At 27.0% G+C, this 18,212-nt stretch carries 13 protein-coding genes; 4 read left to right on the plus strand and 9 right to left on the minus strand.

From position 1 onward, the window contains the following. The first annotated feature begins 649 nt into the window (after positions 1-649). Positions 650-1,780 (plus strand): succinyl-diaminopimelate desuccinylase, encoded by a 1,131-nt coding sequence (dapE, locus tag FD727_RS02860; protein WP_159938658.1) that lies wholly within the window; start codon positions 650-652, stop codon positions 1,778-1,780. A 123-nt stretch (positions 1,781-1,903) separates the two neighbouring features. Here dapE and purC read toward each other — a convergent pair whose 3' ends face one another. The 3 genes from purC to dapA all read right to left on the minus strand — a co-directional run bounded on the left by purC (position 1,904) and on the right by dapA (position 4,482). Further along, on the minus strand, positions 1,904-2,617 hold the full coding sequence (gene purC, locus FD727_RS02865) for a phosphoribosylaminoimidazolesuccinocarboxamide synthase (protein ID WP_159938659.1): 714 nt from the start codon (positions 2,615-2,617) through the stop codon (positions 1,904-1,906). 321 nt (positions 2,618-2,938) lie between these two features. Then, a complete protein-coding gene (gene bamC, locus FD727_RS02870; RefSeq protein ID WP_159938660.1) occupies positions 2,939-3,589 on the minus strand; it encodes an outer membrane protein assembly factor BamC in 651 nt (216 codons plus the stop codon). Further along, positions 3,589-4,482, minus strand: coding sequence for a 4-hydroxy-tetrahydrodipicolinate synthase (gene dapA / locus FD727_RS02875; protein WP_159938661.1), 894 nt, complete (start codon positions 4,480-4,482; stop codon positions 3,589-3,591). Before dapA ends, bamC begins: the two co-directional genes overlap by 1 nt. 472 nt (positions 4,483-4,954) lie before the next feature. On the opposite strand from dapA, the gene bcp reads away from it, so the two are divergent. The 3 genes from bcp (at position 4,955) to purN (ending at position 8,300) form a co-directional block, all read left to right on the plus strand. Further along, positions 4,955-5,422 (plus strand): thioredoxin-dependent thiol peroxidase, encoded by a 468-nt coding sequence (bcp, locus tag FD727_RS02880; RefSeq protein ID WP_159938699.1) that lies wholly within the window; start codon positions 4,955-4,957, stop codon positions 5,420-5,422. Positions 5,423-6,618: 1,196 nt separating this feature from the next. Further along, positions 6,619-7,668, plus strand: coding sequence for a phosphoribosylformylglycinamidine cyclo-ligase (purM, locus tag FD727_RS02885; RefSeq protein ID WP_159938662.1), 1,050 nt, complete (start codon positions 6,619-6,621; stop codon positions 7,666-7,668). Beyond that, positions 7,665-8,300 (plus strand): phosphoribosylglycinamide formyltransferase, encoded by a 636-nt coding sequence (purN, locus tag FD727_RS02890; protein ID WP_159938663.1) that lies wholly within the window; start codon positions 7,665-7,667, stop codon positions 8,298-8,300. Before purM ends, purN begins: the two co-directional genes overlap by 4 nt. 286 nt (positions 8,301-8,586) lie before the next feature. Here purN and guaA read toward each other — a convergent pair whose 3' ends face one another. The 6 genes from guaA to ispG form a co-directional block, all read right to left on the minus strand. After that, entirely contained in the window at positions 8,587-10,167 is a 1,581-nt protein-coding gene (gene guaA, locus FD727_RS02895; RefSeq protein ID WP_159938664.1) for a glutamine-hydrolyzing GMP synthase, read from the minus strand. Positions 10,168-10,245: 78 nt separating this feature from the next. Then, positions 10,246-11,706, minus strand: coding sequence for an IMP dehydrogenase (gene guaB, locus FD727_RS02900; protein WP_159938665.1), 1,461 nt, complete (start codon positions 11,704-11,706; stop codon positions 10,246-10,248). A 545-nt stretch (positions 11,707-12,251) separates the two neighbouring features. After that, positions 12,252-13,721 (minus strand): ribosome biogenesis GTPase Der, encoded by a 1,470-nt coding sequence (gene der / locus FD727_RS02905; protein ID WP_159938700.1) that lies wholly within the window; start codon positions 13,719-13,721, stop codon positions 12,252-12,254. 125 nt (positions 13,722-13,846) lie between these two features. Further along, entirely contained in the window at positions 13,847-15,031 is a 1,185-nt protein-coding gene (gene bamB, locus FD727_RS02910) for an outer membrane protein assembly factor BamB (protein ID WP_159938666.1), read from the minus strand. Between the two features lie 417 nt (positions 15,032-15,448). Then, the gene (gene hisS, locus FD727_RS02915; protein WP_159938667.1) at positions 15,449-16,720 is read right to left on the minus strand and encodes a histidine--tRNA ligase; all 1,272 of its coding nucleotides are present in this window, start codon (positions 16,718-16,720) and stop codon (positions 15,449-15,451) included. Positions 16,721-16,819: 99 nt separating this feature from the next. Continuing rightward, positions 16,820-17,944 carry a flavodoxin-dependent (E)-4-hydroxy-3-methylbut-2-enyl-diphosphate synthase gene (gene ispG / locus FD727_RS02920; protein ID WP_159938668.1) on the minus strand — a complete coding sequence of 375 codons (1,125 nt, stop codon included), beginning with the start codon at positions 17,942-17,944 and terminating at the stop codon, positions 16,820-16,822. Between the last annotated feature and the right edge of the window lie 268 nt (positions 17,945-18,212).

The following is an 18,212-nucleotide window of genomic DNA, read 5'->3' on the forward strand; positions in this document are numbered from 1 at the left end:
GTTGTCGATATATTATTTCTAGAGTTGTAGTCTTACCATTTCTAGAGGCCGCTGACAGACCAATTATAAATTTCAAGGGTACTGTCTGTTCATCAGGATAATACTATAGGATGCAGGAAAATCCACCACAATGGTCTACTTACAGATATTCATTATATCTTCTTATGATAAGATCTGGAGAAGTCGCAAGTCAGCGAGCGCATCCATAACGACGGGACGAGAGAGGAAACAAGGCTGCGTGGTCCTTGTGGAGGTCAGGATCAGGGAGGCCAACACCACGTTATCTAATCAACTAGGGCTATGCTTTTCTTCCTCGTGATAGGTAAGGAGTGTCTATCTTGAGCTTGTCAAGGTTTGGTTTCTGTTCACGTTTTTAATGGAAAGTATTAGAAGAATTACTTAATTATTTTAATACACACCAAAGTACTTGAGATTAACGTGACCTACAAAGATGAATACAATAAAGGAAGTTTTAAAATATTGGTCCAGCGTCGTTCTCTTCTGCAATTTCATACAAAACAGTTAACTAAACTATAAAATATAAATTTATATTTATATAACCATATATAAAATATTTTTATATATTATATTTATAAATTTTATTCAACTATTTATTTTATTAATTTTTCATGAAGGATATAATCATTCTATGAACTGTCCAATTATAATACTTGCCCAACAATTAATCCGTATTCCTTCTATTAGTCCAAATGATGCTGGTTGTCAAGATTTACTAATTGCACATTTAAAAAATATAGATTTTAAAATAGAATTAATGAATTTTAATAATATTCAGAATATATGGGCAACACGTGGTGAAGGTAAAACGTTAGCATTTGCTGGACATACTGATGTTGTACCTCCTGGTGATATTAGTTGTTGGATGTATCCTCCGTTTCAAGCCACTATTTATAATGGTAAATTGTTTGGTCGAGGTAGTGCTGATATGAAAGGTTCTCTAGCTGCCATGATCATAGCCACTGAACGTTTTGTTGCAACTTATCCTAACCATAAAGGACGTATAGCATTTTTAATTACATCTGATGAAGAAACTAATGCAACAAATGGTACGTTAAAAGTAGTAGAAACACTAATGAAACGTAATGAACAATTAGATTATTGCTTAATAGGCGAACCATCTAGTAGTAAAATAATTGGAGATGTAATAAAAAATGGACGCCGAGGATCAATAACAGGCAATTTAACTGTACATGGAATACAAGGTCATGTAGCTTATCCTCATTTAATAGATAATCCCATTCATCGTACTATACCAGCTTTAAATGAACTTTTAGCAACCGAATGGGATAAAGGAAATAATTTTTTTCCACCTACTAGTATGCAAATTGTTAATTTACAGTCAGGAATATTCGATATACATAACGTTACACCTAATAAACTATTTGTACAATTTAACTTTAGGTTCAGTAATGAGTTAAGTGATAGTTTAATCAAAACTAGAGTAACTAATATATTAAATCAATATCAATTATGTTTTTCGTTAACATGGAATATTTCCGCTCAACCATTTTTAACAACTCAAGGTCTGTTAACTGATACTGTAATTAATTCAGTTAGACATTTTAGTAAAGTAAAACCTATATTATCAACTACCGGTGGTACTTCTGATGGTAGATTCATTACACATATGGGAGCGCAAATTGTAGAATTAGGTCCAGTTAACAATACTATTCATAAGATTAATGAATTTGTAAAAATATCAGATTTACAGATACTAAGTCGTATATATGAAAATATTTTACAGCAATTGATTGCTTAATATAAGTATAAAAATTTAAATATAAACTCATTTAAGTTTTCAATATAAACAAATAATACAATGTATCGATTATTAATTAATATATTTAAGATTTAAATCTTATTCATAAAATAAAATTTAAATTTAATTAATTTTTAATCCTAATCGACAAGAAATTTCTTCGTATGATTCAATTAATCCATCCATATTATGACGAAAAAGATCTTTATCCATTTTCTTCATAGTAGCTTTATCCCATAAACGTGCAACATCTGGCGAAAATTCATCACCTAATACTAAATAATCTTTAAATAAACCAAACTCTAACTTAAAATCTACTAACATTAGATTAGCTTCATCAAATATTTTACTTAAAATTATATTAATTTTATTACATAATTTATGTATTTGTATCAAATTTTGCTTACTTATCCAGCCAAATGTTTCACAATAAGATGAATTAATCATTGGATCATGTTCTTTATCATTTTTTAAAAAAAATTCAAATATTGGAGGATTAAGTGATAATCCTTCTTGTATATTTAACCGTTTTAATAGCGAACCTGCAGCATAATTTCTTATTACAAACTCTATCGGTATCATTTCTAATTTTTGTACTAAACTTGTATTATCTGATATAAGGGAGTTAATATGTGTGCTAATACCTGTTTGTTGTAGTTTATTCATAATAAAATAATTAAATTTATTATTTAAAATACCTTTACGAGCAAATTGTGAGATTTTCTCACCGTTTCCCATCGATGTATCATCACGAAATTCAAGAACTAATAATTCTGGATTATCAGTATAATATAGAGTTTTCGCTTTTCCACGATATAACTCAGTTCTTTTTTCCATCTTCTATACTCCATATATTTTATAACTTTATTTTATCATTGCTATATAATGTTACTTTGAAAGTACATTATATACATATAAATATAGGAATTAATTCATTTATTATAAATTATAATAATACATTTAATCAGATAATATCATTTATATCTAAGTGAAACTATACAAGTTGATTACGAATTTTATTACTTTTTATGTATTTATATATTTAAGCATGTATCACTACATTATATATAAACGTTAACAGATACATGCCATAATATTAATTATTTATTTTAACTCTTATTTTATGATAAATATCAATTTGTAACATTATTTTATAAATTAATCTTTTATCTTGATAAAATTAAATTTATTTAAACCAACAATTATATTATTTAACATATAAACAGTATAAAAATGAGTTTTCACTGGAGAATTAATTATTTTATCTGCTTGTTTAAGTTCTAATAAATATATTTTTAGAACTTGATAATTAACATAATTTTTTAAAATTATTTTATAACGTCCTTGATATGGTTCATTTTCATCAGCACGATTCCATAATATCCAATCAGTAATTAATTCTTTTGATATCTTATTACATTTTATTAGCGGTAATTTATAGTAATTTATTACTTTAAGTACTTCTATCCAAAGATTATTTTTAGAATTTCTAATTGTAAGTTTTTCAATATTATTAGTTACTTTAATAGCATAACCATTTATTATTGATAATGGTTGTATGGGTGGGCGAATATCTAATTTTTTACCTATTTCACCATTAATATAATTATGATAAATATCTCTATATTTATCTTTAATTGGTAGAACTATGTCACTAGGAGATTTTAAATGATAAAGTGTAGAATTTTTTAAATATACTTCATCACCATTAGCTTGATGTTTGTAGTTTTGTCTATAAGTACATGCTGATATCATCAGCATAAACGTCCCAAATATAAAAAATAATGTATGCTTTGTCAAATAACTCATTAATACTCCTTTTTTACATATAACCCTGCTTTAATAATTGCTTGAATCATTTTATTCTGGCCTTTTTTTGTTAAAGGTGTCATTGGTAAACGTAATGTATCTTCTATTATTAATCCTAGATATTTTGCAGCCCATTTTACGGGTATAGGGTTAGTTTCACAAAATAATGTTTGATGTAAAAGCATCAAGCGTTGATTTAAACGACGTGCTTCAAAAAACTTTCCCTGTTGCGCTAATATACAAAGTGTAACCATTTCACGTGCTGCAATATTAGCTGTAACTGAAATTATACCTGTGCTACCTAATTGCATTGAATCTAAAGCAGTAATATCATCACCACTTATTAATATAAAATCTTTATTAACTAAATCTCGAATTTGGCTAATACGTGATAAATCTCCTGTAGCTTCTTTAATCCCTATAATATTTTTGATTTTGGATAAACGTGCAATAGTTTTTGGCAATATATCGCAACCTGTACGTGATGGAACATTATAAATAATCTGTGGTAAATCAGTACTTTCTGCAATAATTTTAAAATGTTGATACAATCCTTCTTGTGTTGGCCTATTATAATAAGGAGTAACAGTTAAACAACCTATCACACCCGTATTAGTAAGACGTTTTGTGAGTAATACTCCTTCAGCAGTAGCATTTGCGCCAGTTCCAGCAATTATTGGAATACGACCGTCTGCTAAATCTAATGTCATTAAAATTACATCGCTATGTTCTGAATGACTCAAAGTTGCAGACTCTCCGGTAGTACCGACAGAAACAATAGCTGAAGTACCACTATACACGTGATAATCAATTAGTTTTTTTAAACTTTTACGACAAACATTACCTTGATAATTCATTGGTGTAATGAGTGCAACAATACTTCCAGTAAACATAAGTTACTCCATTAATAAATAAGTGTCTTATGTTACTTTTTAATTCAAAAGAAAATCAAGCTAACTAAATTGTTATAATGCTTATTAGCAATTTTTGTACTTTTAAAATTAATTGACTATTTTTTAAGTAAAATATTATGTTTCTATTATTATATTAAATTATTATAATGTAGTTTTTTAAAAAACGATATAAGATATTAATTTATATAAAATAATATGATATAATGAGATTATTTGTATTTAAATACATTTATTAAAATAATATTTATTTAATAGTTGCACTGTAAATATAGATATAGTTTGTATAAGGTATTTGTCTTATATTTAATGCAAAAAATTTTTTTAACATGACTAATTGTAGTTTAAAATAATTTATTAAAATAGAACTTATCTGATTTATAAATAAAATGATATTAATCAAACTAATAATAAATTGATAGTATCTATATCATATGGACGGGGAATTAATATGATTAATTTATTAAAAATAGGCGACATTGCACCTAAATTTAGTTTACCAGATCAAGATGGTGAACAAGTAAGTTTAACGGATTTTATAGGGCAACGTGTAATAATCTATTTTTATCCTAAAGCTATGACACCTGGCTGTACTATTCAAGCCTGTGGATTACGTGATAATATAGATAAACTTAGAAAAGCAAAGGTAGAAGTATTAGGAATTAGTACAGATAATCCGGAAAAATTATTAAAATTTGCTGAAAAAGAATTATTAAATTTTACATTATTATCAGATAAAGATCATAAAGTATCTAAACAATTTGGAGTTTGGGGCAAAAAAACTTTTATGGGTAAGAGCTATGAAGGTATCCATCGTATTACTTTTTTAATTGATCAAAAAGGTCATATAGAGAAAATATTCGATAACTTTAAAACAGTTAATCATCATAATATTATTTTAGATTATTTATCTATCTTATAGATATAACAATATTATAATCATTAATATAATGATATGTTAAATATCACTTATTGTGATTAACTAATTGAATATTATATAAATATTTACTTTGATATTTATCAATTGATCTTAAATATCATACTTTTATAGATTAAATTAATAATTTAATAATAAATATTTTTTCTAAAAAATTAAATTTTTGATAAAATCAATATGTTAAATTTTCATGTTTTGGATATTTAAAACCTTATAATTTGTGATTTAATCTTCGATTTTTATATTATTTTCTTTAACTTATTATTATAATTATTGAATGTATAGTAATTTAAATTTTAGATTAATACCTAATAATTTTAGATTGAATTCAATATTTACTATTAAAATTATTAGATATTAATAATTAATTTCTAATATATAATGTAACATTATATATTTAGGATGACTATTTATAAATCAATATTTAATTTAATGTATTATCTTATTATATATCAAATCAACAGTTTTAATTAATTCTAAACTTTTAAAAATAAATTATAAATATTTCTATATCAGATAGTTAATTGACTCATATAAATAATAATACATGTATAACCAATATCTACAAAGATACATAATTTTTCTAAATTCAAGCTACAGTTAACTAACTTCGTAAATATTAATAAAAGATTATTTATAAAGAACAAATAAAGAGCAATCTTATTCAAAATAAACTATCTAAATTTTATTTTTTTTTCTAAATAGAATTTAGAATCAATTTGTATTAACATATTTATAAATATCTTATAAAATCATATAACCTTACACAAGGTTATATGATTTTAAATATTTATTAACTTAATTTTATTACCATTATTATGACTAATTAACTGTATTAATTTAATAATTGTTATTAATGATTTTATAGATCGATCATATAGTTAATGTTAATTTATTATTTTTAATTTTCTTATTAAAAATAAATTAATCATTATTAAATAATTTTAATATAAATTATTTAATAATTTTAAGTATCTTAATAAGTATTATTGTATATAATAATGTATACTAGATATGAATATTTTATTTTTTAATACATTATGATTTTTATATCATTATTTTGTTTCTAAAGATTTCTAAAATTTGATTTTTTACTCACTAATTTTAAAAATTAAATTTATGTATTAAATTAAATTAAATTTATCTTTAGTACTATCTATAACTAAATAGGAATTTTAGTAGTGATCTATAAGCACTATTTAAGCTATAAAGACGCAGGTGTCAATATAAGCAATAGCAATATCTTAATTAATAATATAAAGAATATAGCAAGAAAAACTTATCGAACAGAATTAATCAATAATCTAAATGATTTTAGTGCACTTTTTGCCATACCTCAAAAATATAGAGAACCAATATTAGTTTCTAGCACCGATGGGGTAGGAACTAAATTAAGGTTGGTAATAGATTTTAAACGTCATGTAAGTATTGGTATTGATTTAGTCGCAATGTGTGTTAATGATATAATTACACAAGGTGCTGAACCAATTTTCTTTCTTGATTATTATGCTAGTAACAAAATAAATATTGATGTAGCTTCATCGGTAATTAATGGTATTGCTAATGGTTGTTTGCAAGCCGGTTGTGCCTTGATAGGAGGTGAAGTTGCCGAAATGCCAGATATGTATAAAAATGGAGATTATGATATAGTAGGGTTTTGTGTAGGTATAGTGGAAAAATCAAAAATCATAAGTAGTTCTCAAGTACGAGAAGGTGATGTATTAATTGCATTAGGATCTAGTGGCTTACACTCAAATGGATACTCACTAGTACGTAAAATAATTGAAATAAATCAAATTGATGTTAAGACAGAAGTATTAGATCATCAAACACTTATTGATAATCTATTAATGCCTACTCGAATTTATGTAAAAAATATATTACAATTAATTGAAAAAATAGATATACATGCTATTGCACATATAACCGGTGGTGGTTTTTGGGATAATATTCCAAGAATTTTACCAAAAGGTACACAAGCAATATTAGACGAAACTAGTTGGCAATGGCCATCTATATTTAAGTGGATACAAAAAATGGCTAACGTAAGCTACTATGAAATGTATCATACTTTTAACTGTGGAGTAGGAATGATTCTTGCTTTAAGTCAGCAAAATGCGAATCAAGCTATTCATTTTATGAAAAATGTAGGTGAAGAAGCATGGGAAATAGGAAAAATAAAAAGATCTACTAATACAGAAATAAAAAATAATGTAATTTTTACTTCATGAAAAAATTAGTTGTATTAATATCCGGAAATGGTACTAATCTTAAATCCATTCTTGTGGCGTGTGAAAATAAGTATATTAATGGCAATGTTGTTGCTGTATTTAGTAATACACCTAAAGCTTATGGTTTAATTTATGCAATAAGAGCAAATGTTCCTTATCATATTTTGACCATTAAAGATTTTGTTAATCGTAAAAAGTTTGATCAACAGTTAATTAAAAAAATTGATTTTTATTCACCTGATTTAGTAGTGCTTGCAGGATATATGTTAATTTTGAGTAAAGAATTTGTTGAACATTATTATAAACGTTTAATAAATATACATCCGTCTTTACTTCCTAAGTATCCTGGTCTTTATACTCATCGCCAGGTTTTACAAAATGGCGATAATGAACATGGCGCTACTGTACATTTTGTAACTGATAAATTAGATAGTGGCCCAATTATTTTGCAAACTAGAATACCTATATTAACAGGTGATACAGAAATAGAAATTATTAAAAAAGTACAACATAAAGAGCATATTATCTATCCTTTAGTAATTAAATGGTTTACAGAAGAACGTCTAAAAATGCATAAAAACAAAATCTGGTTAGATGATCTGATTATTCCTATTACTGGACTGGTTATATAATATTGATATAATTTATTGTTTAAATTGATTTAATCATTTATTATAACTTTAATGTAATTAAAGCTCAAAACTATGATGTATATATTATGTTTATTCGATTAAAATCATAAGGATTCTATTTTTCATCATTGCTCTTTGATAAAAATTTTAAAATAAAAGCTATGTAATATATTACAATTGATTATATAGGGAACAATTAAGGTATTTTATAAAAAATACCCTGAAATATACTTAATAACTTCTTTAATAATATAATATATACATGTTTTTAAACATTGTTATTAATTCACTCCCACTCAATTGTTGCTGGAGGTTTACCAGAAATATCATAAACTACTCTAGAAATACCATTGACTTCATTAATAATACGGTTTGAAACAAGTTCTAAAAAATTATAAGGTAAACGAGCCCACTGTGCTGTCATAAAATCAATAGTTTCAATAGCACGTAATGCAATAACCCAATCATATTTACGACTATCGCCCATAATTCCAACAGAACGTATCGGTAAAAATACAGCAAACGCTTGATTTATCTTATTATATAAATCTGCTTTATGCAATTCTTCTATAAAAATAGCATCAGCATAACGTAATAGATCACAATACTCTTTTTTTACTTCACCTACTATACGTACAGATAATCCTGGTCCTGGAAAAGGATGACGATATAAAATGTGATATGGCAAACCTAATTCTAATCCAATTTTATATACTTCATCTTTGAATAGTTCTTTTAAAGGTTCGACTAATCCTAATTTCATCTCTTTAGGTAAACCACCAACATTATGATGTGATTTAATCAAATGTGCATTCCCAATAGTACATGCTGCAGATTCAATAATATCTGGATAAGTAGTGCCTTGAGCTAACCATTTAACATCAATTAGCTTATTAGCTTCTTCATTGAAGATATCAATAAAAATGCGTCCAATGATTTTGCGTTTAATTTCTGGATCATGTTTGTTTGCTAATGCATCAAGGAAACGATTTTCTGATGAAATATGTAATATATTAATATCAAAATATTCATTAAACATATTCATAATGTGCTTAGCTTCGTTTAAACGAAGTAGGCCATTATCTATAAAAATACAAGTTAATTGATTACCAATAGCACAATGCAGTAAGGCTGCAGTTACTGAAGAATCTATTCCTCCTGATAATCCAAGAATCACGTTATCATTTCCTACCTGTTCACGAATACGATTAATTGTATAATCAATGATTTTAATAGGAGTCCAAAGAGATTTACATTTACAAATATTCTGTACAAAACGTTTAAGTATATATACTCCTTGCGTTGTATGTGTTACTTCTGGATGAAATTGTACACCATAAAAGTGTTTTTTTTCATTAGCTATAATTGCAAAAGGACAATTTTGAGTACGAGCTACGTTAACGAAATGCAATGGAATTGCAGTAACTTTATCACCATGGCTCATCCATACATCTAATAATGGTGAACCATTAGAGCTAACTGTATCTTTAATATCAGTAATTAGCATACTTTGATTAATAATTTCTACTTGAGTGTATCCAAATTCGCGTTTATTAGACTTTTCTACTTGGCCACCTAATTGCATCACCATAGTTTGCATACCGTAGCATATACCTAATACAGGTACACCTGCATTAAATACATACTCTGGTGCATTAGGACTATTTACTTTAGTAGTGCTTTCTGGACCTCCAGAAAGAATGATACCATTAGGGGAAAATTCACGAATTTGATTTTCATTAACTTTCCAACTAAAAAGTTGGCAATAGATACCTAGTTCACGTATATGACGTGCTACTAATTGTGTATATTGAGAACCAAAATCGATTATTAAAATACGATATTGATTAATATCTTCGATCGTCATAAACATTTTTCCAAACAATTGATTAAACCTATGAAAACTTATTTTATATTTAAATAAGTTTTAAATAATATTAAAGTTTTATAAGAAATAGTTAGGTGATTCTTTAGTAATAGTTACATCATGCACATGACTCTCATTAATACCAGCACTACTAATATGAACAAATTCTGCCTTAGTACGTAATTCATTAATGGTTGGACAACCTGTTAATCCCATACAGGAACGTAATCCTCCCATTTGTTGATAAATAATTTCTTTTAAATGACCCTTATATGCTACACGTCCTTCAATCCCTTCTGGTACTAACTTGTCAGTACTATTATTACCTTGAAAATAGCGTTCACAAGAACCTTTAGACATCGCACTTAAAGATCCCATACCACGATATGATTTAAATGCACGTCCTCGATAAAATTCAATTTCACCGGGTGATTCTTCAGTTCCTGCTAACATTGATCCTACCATGACAGCTACAGCACCAGCTGCAATTGCTTTTGCTATATCACCTGAAAAACGGATACCACCATCAGCAATAACTGGAACACCAGTACCTTCTAGTGCTGTCACTGCATCAGATATAGCGGTAATTTGAGGTACACCTACACCAGTAACAATACGAGTAGTACAAATAGAACCTGGACCTATGCCGACTTTAACAACACTTACTCCAGCTCTTGCTAATGCAAGAGCGCCTGCACCAGTAGCTACATTACCACCAACAATTCCTAAATTAGGATATTTACTACGAGTTGTACGAATAAATTTAAGAATATTTTCTGAATGACCATGTGATGAATCTATTAGTAGCAAATCAATTCCGGTTGCAACTAGTACATCAACTCTTTCAATGTTATCTTTTCCAGCACCTACTGCAGCTCCAACACATAATCTTCCTTGAATATCTTTACAGGCATTAGGCTTTTGTTTGGATTTTTGAAAATCTTTAACCGTAATCATGCCTAATAAATGAAAACTATTATTTACAACCAATGCTTTTTCAACACGATTTTCGTGCATTTTTTGCAAGACAACTTCACGCTCTTCATTTTCTTTAACTGTTACTAAACGTTCTCTTGGTGTCATTACCGCAGAAACGAACTTTGTTAAATCAGTTACAAAACGAACATCACGACTCGTGACAATACCTACTAATTTTTTGCTTATGTCAACTACTGGATAACCTGCAAAACCGTTACGTTTAGTTAGTTCTTTAACTTCTTTTAAAGTAGTAGTTGGTAATACAGTTTGAGGTTCAGTTACTACACCACTTTCATATTTTTTTACTTTACGAACTTCATCTGCTTGTTGCTCAATGGACATATTCTTATGAATAAAACCTAAACCTCCTTCTTGAGCTAATGCAATAGCTAGATTAGATTCAGTAACTGTATCCATAGCAGCAGACAGCATAGGAATACTTAGACGAATATCTTTTGTTAGCTGAGTACTAAGATCTACTATATTAGGCAAAGTAGTCGAATAGGCTGGAACGAGCAAAACATCATCAAATGTAAGTGCTTTTTTTATTATTCGTAACATGACAATATCTCAATTTAATTTCAATAAAAACATATGAATATTGCTACTGTATTGTGCAAATAGTAGCTAAAATTCTATTTTTTTTAAAAATTTTATTTTTTATCTAAAATATTAGAGTAATTAATTATATAATTTGTTTATAATTATTCAGTTTGAACTACGAATTATCACTTTTATATTGAAAAATAAAATACGAAAATATATTTAAAAAAATTAAAAGTATTGAATTTGAATAATCATCCAATTTAATATGTAATAAATTTAAAATTTATTATATATTTATATAACAATAAAATTCTATAATTTATCTTTAATAAAGATTATATAGATAATATCTAAATCTAGATAATTGCAATCTAATTTATTAGTAATTAATATATTTAAATTAAAACGAATAAAACTTAATTTCAGTAATGTACTACTTTACTTAATAAAATTGATAGTTTACATTATATTGAAATGTTTATTGTTATATAAATAGTTAATTAATTTGCTTTATAAAAAATAAAGTAACATTTATATTGTCTTATTTTTTATAAAAAATCTTACTTACCATTTTTTTTATGTATAATAAATTTATTATGTTTATGTTGATGCGTATGTTTTAATATATGATTCCTATTAATATAAGGATTTTTGCTCTCTTTAAAATTTATATAGATAGGAGTACCTTTAATATTTAGAGAACGACGAAAATAATTTATTAAAAAACGTTTATAAATTATGGGTATCTTTTTTACTTGATTTCCATGAATGATAATAATAGGTGGATTATGACCACCTATATGTGCGTATTTTAGTTTGATACGATGACCATGTATTAGAGGTGGCTGATGACTTTCTACAGCTAATTTCATTATTCTTGTTAACATCCCAGTATTCAAAGACTTGGTAGAATGTTGATAGCATTCAAGAATCGATTTAAATATTTTATCTACACATTGTTCATATAAAGCAGAAATAAAATGTACTTGTACGAAATCAAAGGAGCTTAAACGATAACTTATTGATTCTTTTATCTTAATTTTATTTTCTTTCGATACATCATCCCATTTATTAACTAGAATTACTAGAGAACGTCCATTATATAAAATAAAACTTAATAAAGATAAATCTTGGTCAACAATACCATTTAATGCATCAAGCATTAATATAACTACATTAGCATCTTTAATTGCTTGTAAAGTTTTTATGACTGAATTTTTTTCAATAGAACTCGTAATTCTGCTACGTTTACGTATACCAGCAGTATCTATAAGAATATATTGCCTACCGTGATATTTCATTGGTATATATATACTATCCCGTGTTGTACCTGGCATATCATAAACTACCATGCGATTTTCTCCAAGAAAACGATTGATAAGAGTTGACTTACCTACATTAGGTCGGCCAATAACTGCTAACTTAATTGGTATATTGTTTTGATTAATATCTTCTTTTTTAAGAAGAAAATATTTTTCTTTTTCCTTATTATTTTTATTTATTTCTAATTTCTTACTTATAGCAATATTTTCTTTTGTTTTTATCCATGGTAAGAGTACTACTTCCATTAAAGTAATTACTCCACTCCCATGTGATGCTGCAATTTGATAACATTTATTCAATCCTAGAGCATAAAATTCTAGACTAGCTATATTTTGATTTATTCCATCAGTTTTATTTACAACTAAAAAAATAGATTTATTAAGTGTTCTTAAATAATTAGCAATCTTTTGATCTTCTGGCATTAAACCATCTTTCGCATCTACCATAAACAGAACTACATCAGATTCTTTAATTGCTAATAAAGATTGATTTATACTATGTTTTTCTATATCTTTTCCATTATCACGAATACCAGCAGTATCAATAATAATAAATTCACATCCCTTTATATTAGCGCAACCATATTGACGATCACGAGTTAATCCTGGAAAATTTGCTACTAGAGCATTAGAGGTACATGTTAATCTATTAAAAAGAGTAGACTTTCCAACATTAGGACGTCCAACAATAACAATTATTGGTAACAACATGCACTTTTCCTTATTTTAAAATTAACACTTTAAATATAAGCTATATTTATTAGCTAAATAAACTAATAAATTATATTTACTATATAAAATAATTACTTATAAAATATATACAATTATATAAGTTATTTATCAGTAATAGCATAGAGCTTACCGTTCTTTGATTGTATAATGATTTTATCATCAACTACTAGTGCTTCACTATGAAATCCATTTTTGTCAAATTTTTGACTTAATATATACTTTCCATTATATTTATTAAACCAATATAGATAACCTTTTGTATCACCAAATATTAAGTAATTATGCATTAATACTGGAGCAGTTAATTGCCGATGAATTAATTTATTTTGTTGCCATAGAGTTAAACCGTCATTAATATTCAATGCTATTATATGATCATATTGATCAGTTAAATAAATATTGTCTGAATCGATAATTAAAGATTTTGCACCATCTATTTTTTTTTGCCATATGATTTTGCCATTAAGCAAATTTAAAGCTGCTAAATTTCCATTATAAGTTACTGCGTAAACTATTCCATTGATAATAATTGGATTTACATCAACATCTTTTATATAGTTATTCTCGGTGGAAGTCATTGAATTAGAAATATCTTGTTGCCAAATAAGCTGACCTTGCTTAATACCAACCAAATTTACACGACCCTTATCATCACCAATAATTATACAATCAAAAGCTACTACTGGAGCCGATTCACCACGCAATGATAACTGAGGCATACCAAGATCAACACTCCATTGAGTTTTACCATTAATTTGATTTAATCCTTGTAGCATTCCATTACTAGTATGTAGTACTACCATTTCATCGCTGACAGCGGGATCTGATAAAATTTCACCGCTTAATTGTGTTTTCCAAGCGATACTACCATCTTTTATATTAAGAGCGTAAATTCGACCTCTTTCGCTACCAATATAAAGATGATCACCATTAATAGTAATGCCACCAGACAATAATGCAGATATACTTTTTGAGAAAAAATTATTTTTTTCCGCAAGATTAATACTCCATTTTTCTTTTCCATCATATTCAGATAATGCTTTTACTATCCCAAATCTATCGGCTGCATATATAATGTTATTATGACAAATAGGATGTAAATTTGAGTCAAAATCACCTATACCTTTTCCTATAGAAGTAACCCATATAGTTTTAGGTGACAGATCATTTTTTAAGTTTGACGATGGAGTAATTTGTTCTATACTTTCTTCACTTCTAAGTAATGAACAGCCACTTATAAATATTAATAAAATTAAATTAAGTAATTTATAATTACGTAATTGCATGTGAGCTCTCTTAATTAATTGAATTTAAATTTATATATTTGTTAAATTGTTATGTACTATGAAAAAGTAAGCAATAAATTGACCATTTTTAAATAAAATATAAGATATAATATGGTGTTTTTATATTGGCTAAATTACCTTAAAAGTAAGGTAAATCCTATAGCGTAAATATACCTTAATACGTTATTTATCTTGTTTTAAATAAATTAATATATAAATATTATTCCTCTATATATAACTAAATATATATACAAGATGTCAAATCTTATTAATTTATATTTATAGTTATGTTATGAATAATTCATTTCTATGTAACTATGTTTATATAAATACTTTATAGATTATTTAATATTAAATAGGGTATGATCTAATAATATTTTTAAAACATTAATGTCTAGATCATTGTTTATTAAAATATTATAGTAATATACGTAAATTTGTTAAAAGATCTCGTTGATTAACGGTCTGTTGAAAACCGGTAAGCATATTTTTTATCAAAATTTGCTCTTTTTTAATTTCATTTTCACCTAAAATTAACACAATTCGTGCACCATATTTATTTGCATTGGAAAATTGTTTTTTTAACTTTCCACCCTCTAAATTAACTATAAGTTTTAATGTAGGCTCAGCATCACGTAATTTTTCTACAAGCTGTATTGCAATAGATTGCATCTTTTGATTTAAAATAATAAAATATATATCAATATTACTTATTAGATTAATGTTTGGTTTGATGATTTTTATGAGTAATACTAAACGTTCTAGTCCCATAGCAAATCCTATAGAATATGTTGTTCTTCCTCCTAATTGTTTTACTAAACCATCATAACGTCCTCCTCCACAAATAGTATGTTGAGATCCAAGCTTTGTAGTAACCCATTCAAATACAGTACGATTGTAGTAATCTAGACCACGTACTAAATTGTTATTAACATGATATTTGATATTCATATCATCTAATAAAGAACATAAATTATTAAAATGTTCTCGAGAATCTGTATCTAAAAACTCATTTAAAGTTGGCATATTTTTTAAAAGTTTTTGTATATCGGGATTTTTACTATCAAGAATACGTAAAGGATTAGTATACATACGACGCTTGCAATCTATATCTAATAGATTCTGATGCTTTTCCAAAAAAGACACTAACTCACTACGATATTTAGTACGTGTTTCTAATGAACCGATAGAATTGAGTTCTAAATCTAGATATTCAGTAATACCTAAAGCTTTCCACCATCTAGCAGTCAGCATAATTAACTCTGCGTCAATACCAGGACCTTGTAAACCAAATATTTCTACTCCTATTTGATGAAACTGACGGTAGCGACCTTTCTGTGGACGTTCATATCGAAACATTGGCCCTATATACCAAAAGCGTTGTTCTTGATTTAGTAGTATTCCATGTTCAATTGCAGCACGTACGCAACCAGCAGTACCTTCAGGACGTAATGTTAAACTTTCTCCATTACGATCCTTAAAACTATACATTTCTTTTTCAACTACATCAGTTACTTCACCAATAGCTCGACTAAATAAAGAAGTATGCTCAACAATTGGTAAGCGAATTTCGCTATATCCATAACTATTTAATATTTGTTTTAAAGTATTTTCAATACATTGCCAAATTGCAGTATCTACGGGTAGATAATCTTTCATACCTCGAACTGCTTGAATATTTTTTGCCACATTAAAATTCCTTTAGCATATATAAGAATATGTATTCTATTAAATAATCAAAAGTTAAAATACATAATACGTGTTATAAATAAAAGGAAATTATTTAATTTATTTATCCAATTGTTGTGTTTTTATAATATTATTCTTATCTATTAGAGCAGCTTTATTTCGAATCAAACCTTCTAGCTGATTAACCATCTCATGATTATCAATGCGATAACACTGACGTACGCCGTTTACATAGACACCACTTGTCTTATGACCTCCTGTTACCCCTAGAGTGGATAACATAGCTTCTCCTGGACCATTGACTATACAACCAATGATAGATACATCCATTGGAGTAGTAATATCTTCTAAACGATTTTCTAGTGCATTGACTGTTTCAATAACATCAAATTCTTGTCGTGAACACGTTGGACAAGCAATAAAATTAATACCACGTAATCGGATTCGTAAAGAATTTAAAATATCATAACCAACTTTCACCTCTTCTATAGGATTAGCTGATAGCGAAATGCGTAGAGTATCACCTATACCTTGTAATAGCAGTAAGCTTAATCCAATAGCTGATTTAACTGCACCTGCACGTGCGTTACCAGCTTCAGTAATTCCAATATGTAATGGTTGTTCAATAGCTTTAGCTAACATATTATATGCTTCAATTGTTAGATAAATATCTGAAGACTTGATACTTACCTTAAAGTTTTCAAAGTTGAGGCGATTAAAATAATCAATTTGTCGCATAGCTGATTCAAATAAATCTTGTGGTTTTAGTTGACTGTATTTTTTTTGAAAATCTTTACCCAAAGAACCAGCATTAACACCAATTCTAACTGGAATATTATAATATCGAGCACAATCTACTACTTCACGAATACGTTGAGTATTACCAATATTACCTGGATTAATACGTAGGCAATCTGCGCCATATTCAGCTGCTTTTAATGCAATTCGATAATCAAAGTGGATATCTGCTACTAATGGTGTATTAATAATTTGTCTTTTAATTAATTTAAATGCTTCAGCTGAAGCCATAGATGGTATAGCTATACGAACAATATCTACACCTACTCGCTCTAAATTACGAATTTGATCGACTGTATTTTCCACGTCTGTAGTAATAGTGTTCGTCATTGACTGAACACTAATTGGTGCATCATCACCAATAGGTACTTTTCCAACATAAATTCTCTTAGATTTACGACGAGTAATAGATCCTAAATGATACATATTTTCACCTATACATAGCAGTTTTAAAAAAAACAAACTGTACGTTATTAAAAAGTTAATTTTAAAATTAGTTAAATATTTTTAATATAAATATTTAAATTAAGTTAATGAATTTAAAAATTTATATTTGTTCAGGAAGGTAAATCAATTTTTAAATGATATGAAAAAATAAAATATATTTAATTGTCTATATATTCAAAATCCTTTAATAATTATTTCGATTAATTTGAATATTTAAAATTAATATAGTATTTTAAACGAATTATTT

This window comes from Pantoea sp. Mhis, assembly GCF_009830015.1.

Coding starts and splice junctions, on each gene's coding strand:
- dapE (WP_159938658.1), top strand. CDS start 650: ATGAACTGTCCAATTATAATACTTGCCCAACAATTAATCCGTATTCCT.
- purC (WP_159938659.1), bottom strand. CDS start 2,617: ATGGAAAAAAGAACTGAGTTATATCGTGGAAAAGCGAAAACTCTATAT.
- bamC (WP_159938660.1), bottom strand. CDS start 3,589: ATGAGTTATTTGACAAAGCATACATTATTTTTTATATTTGGGACGTTT.
- dapA (WP_159938661.1), bottom strand. CDS start 4,482: ATGTTTACTGGAAGTATTGTTGCACTCATTACACCAATGAATTATCAA.
- purN (WP_159938663.1), top strand. CDS start 7,665: ATGAAAAAATTAGTTGTATTAATATCCGGAAATGGTACTAATCTTAAA.
- guaA (WP_159938664.1), bottom strand. CDS start 10,167: ATGACGATCGAAGATATTAATCAATATCGTATTTTAATAATCGATTTT.
- guaB (WP_159938665.1), bottom strand. CDS start 11,706: ATGTTACGAATAATAAAAAAAGCACTTACATTTGATGATGTTTTGCTC.
- bamB (WP_159938666.1), bottom strand. CDS start 15,031: ATGCAATTACGTAATTATAAATTACTTAATTTAATTTTATTAATATTT.
- ispG (WP_159938668.1), bottom strand. CDS start 17,944: ATGTATCATTTAGGATCTATTACTCGTCGTAAATCTAAGAGAATTTAT.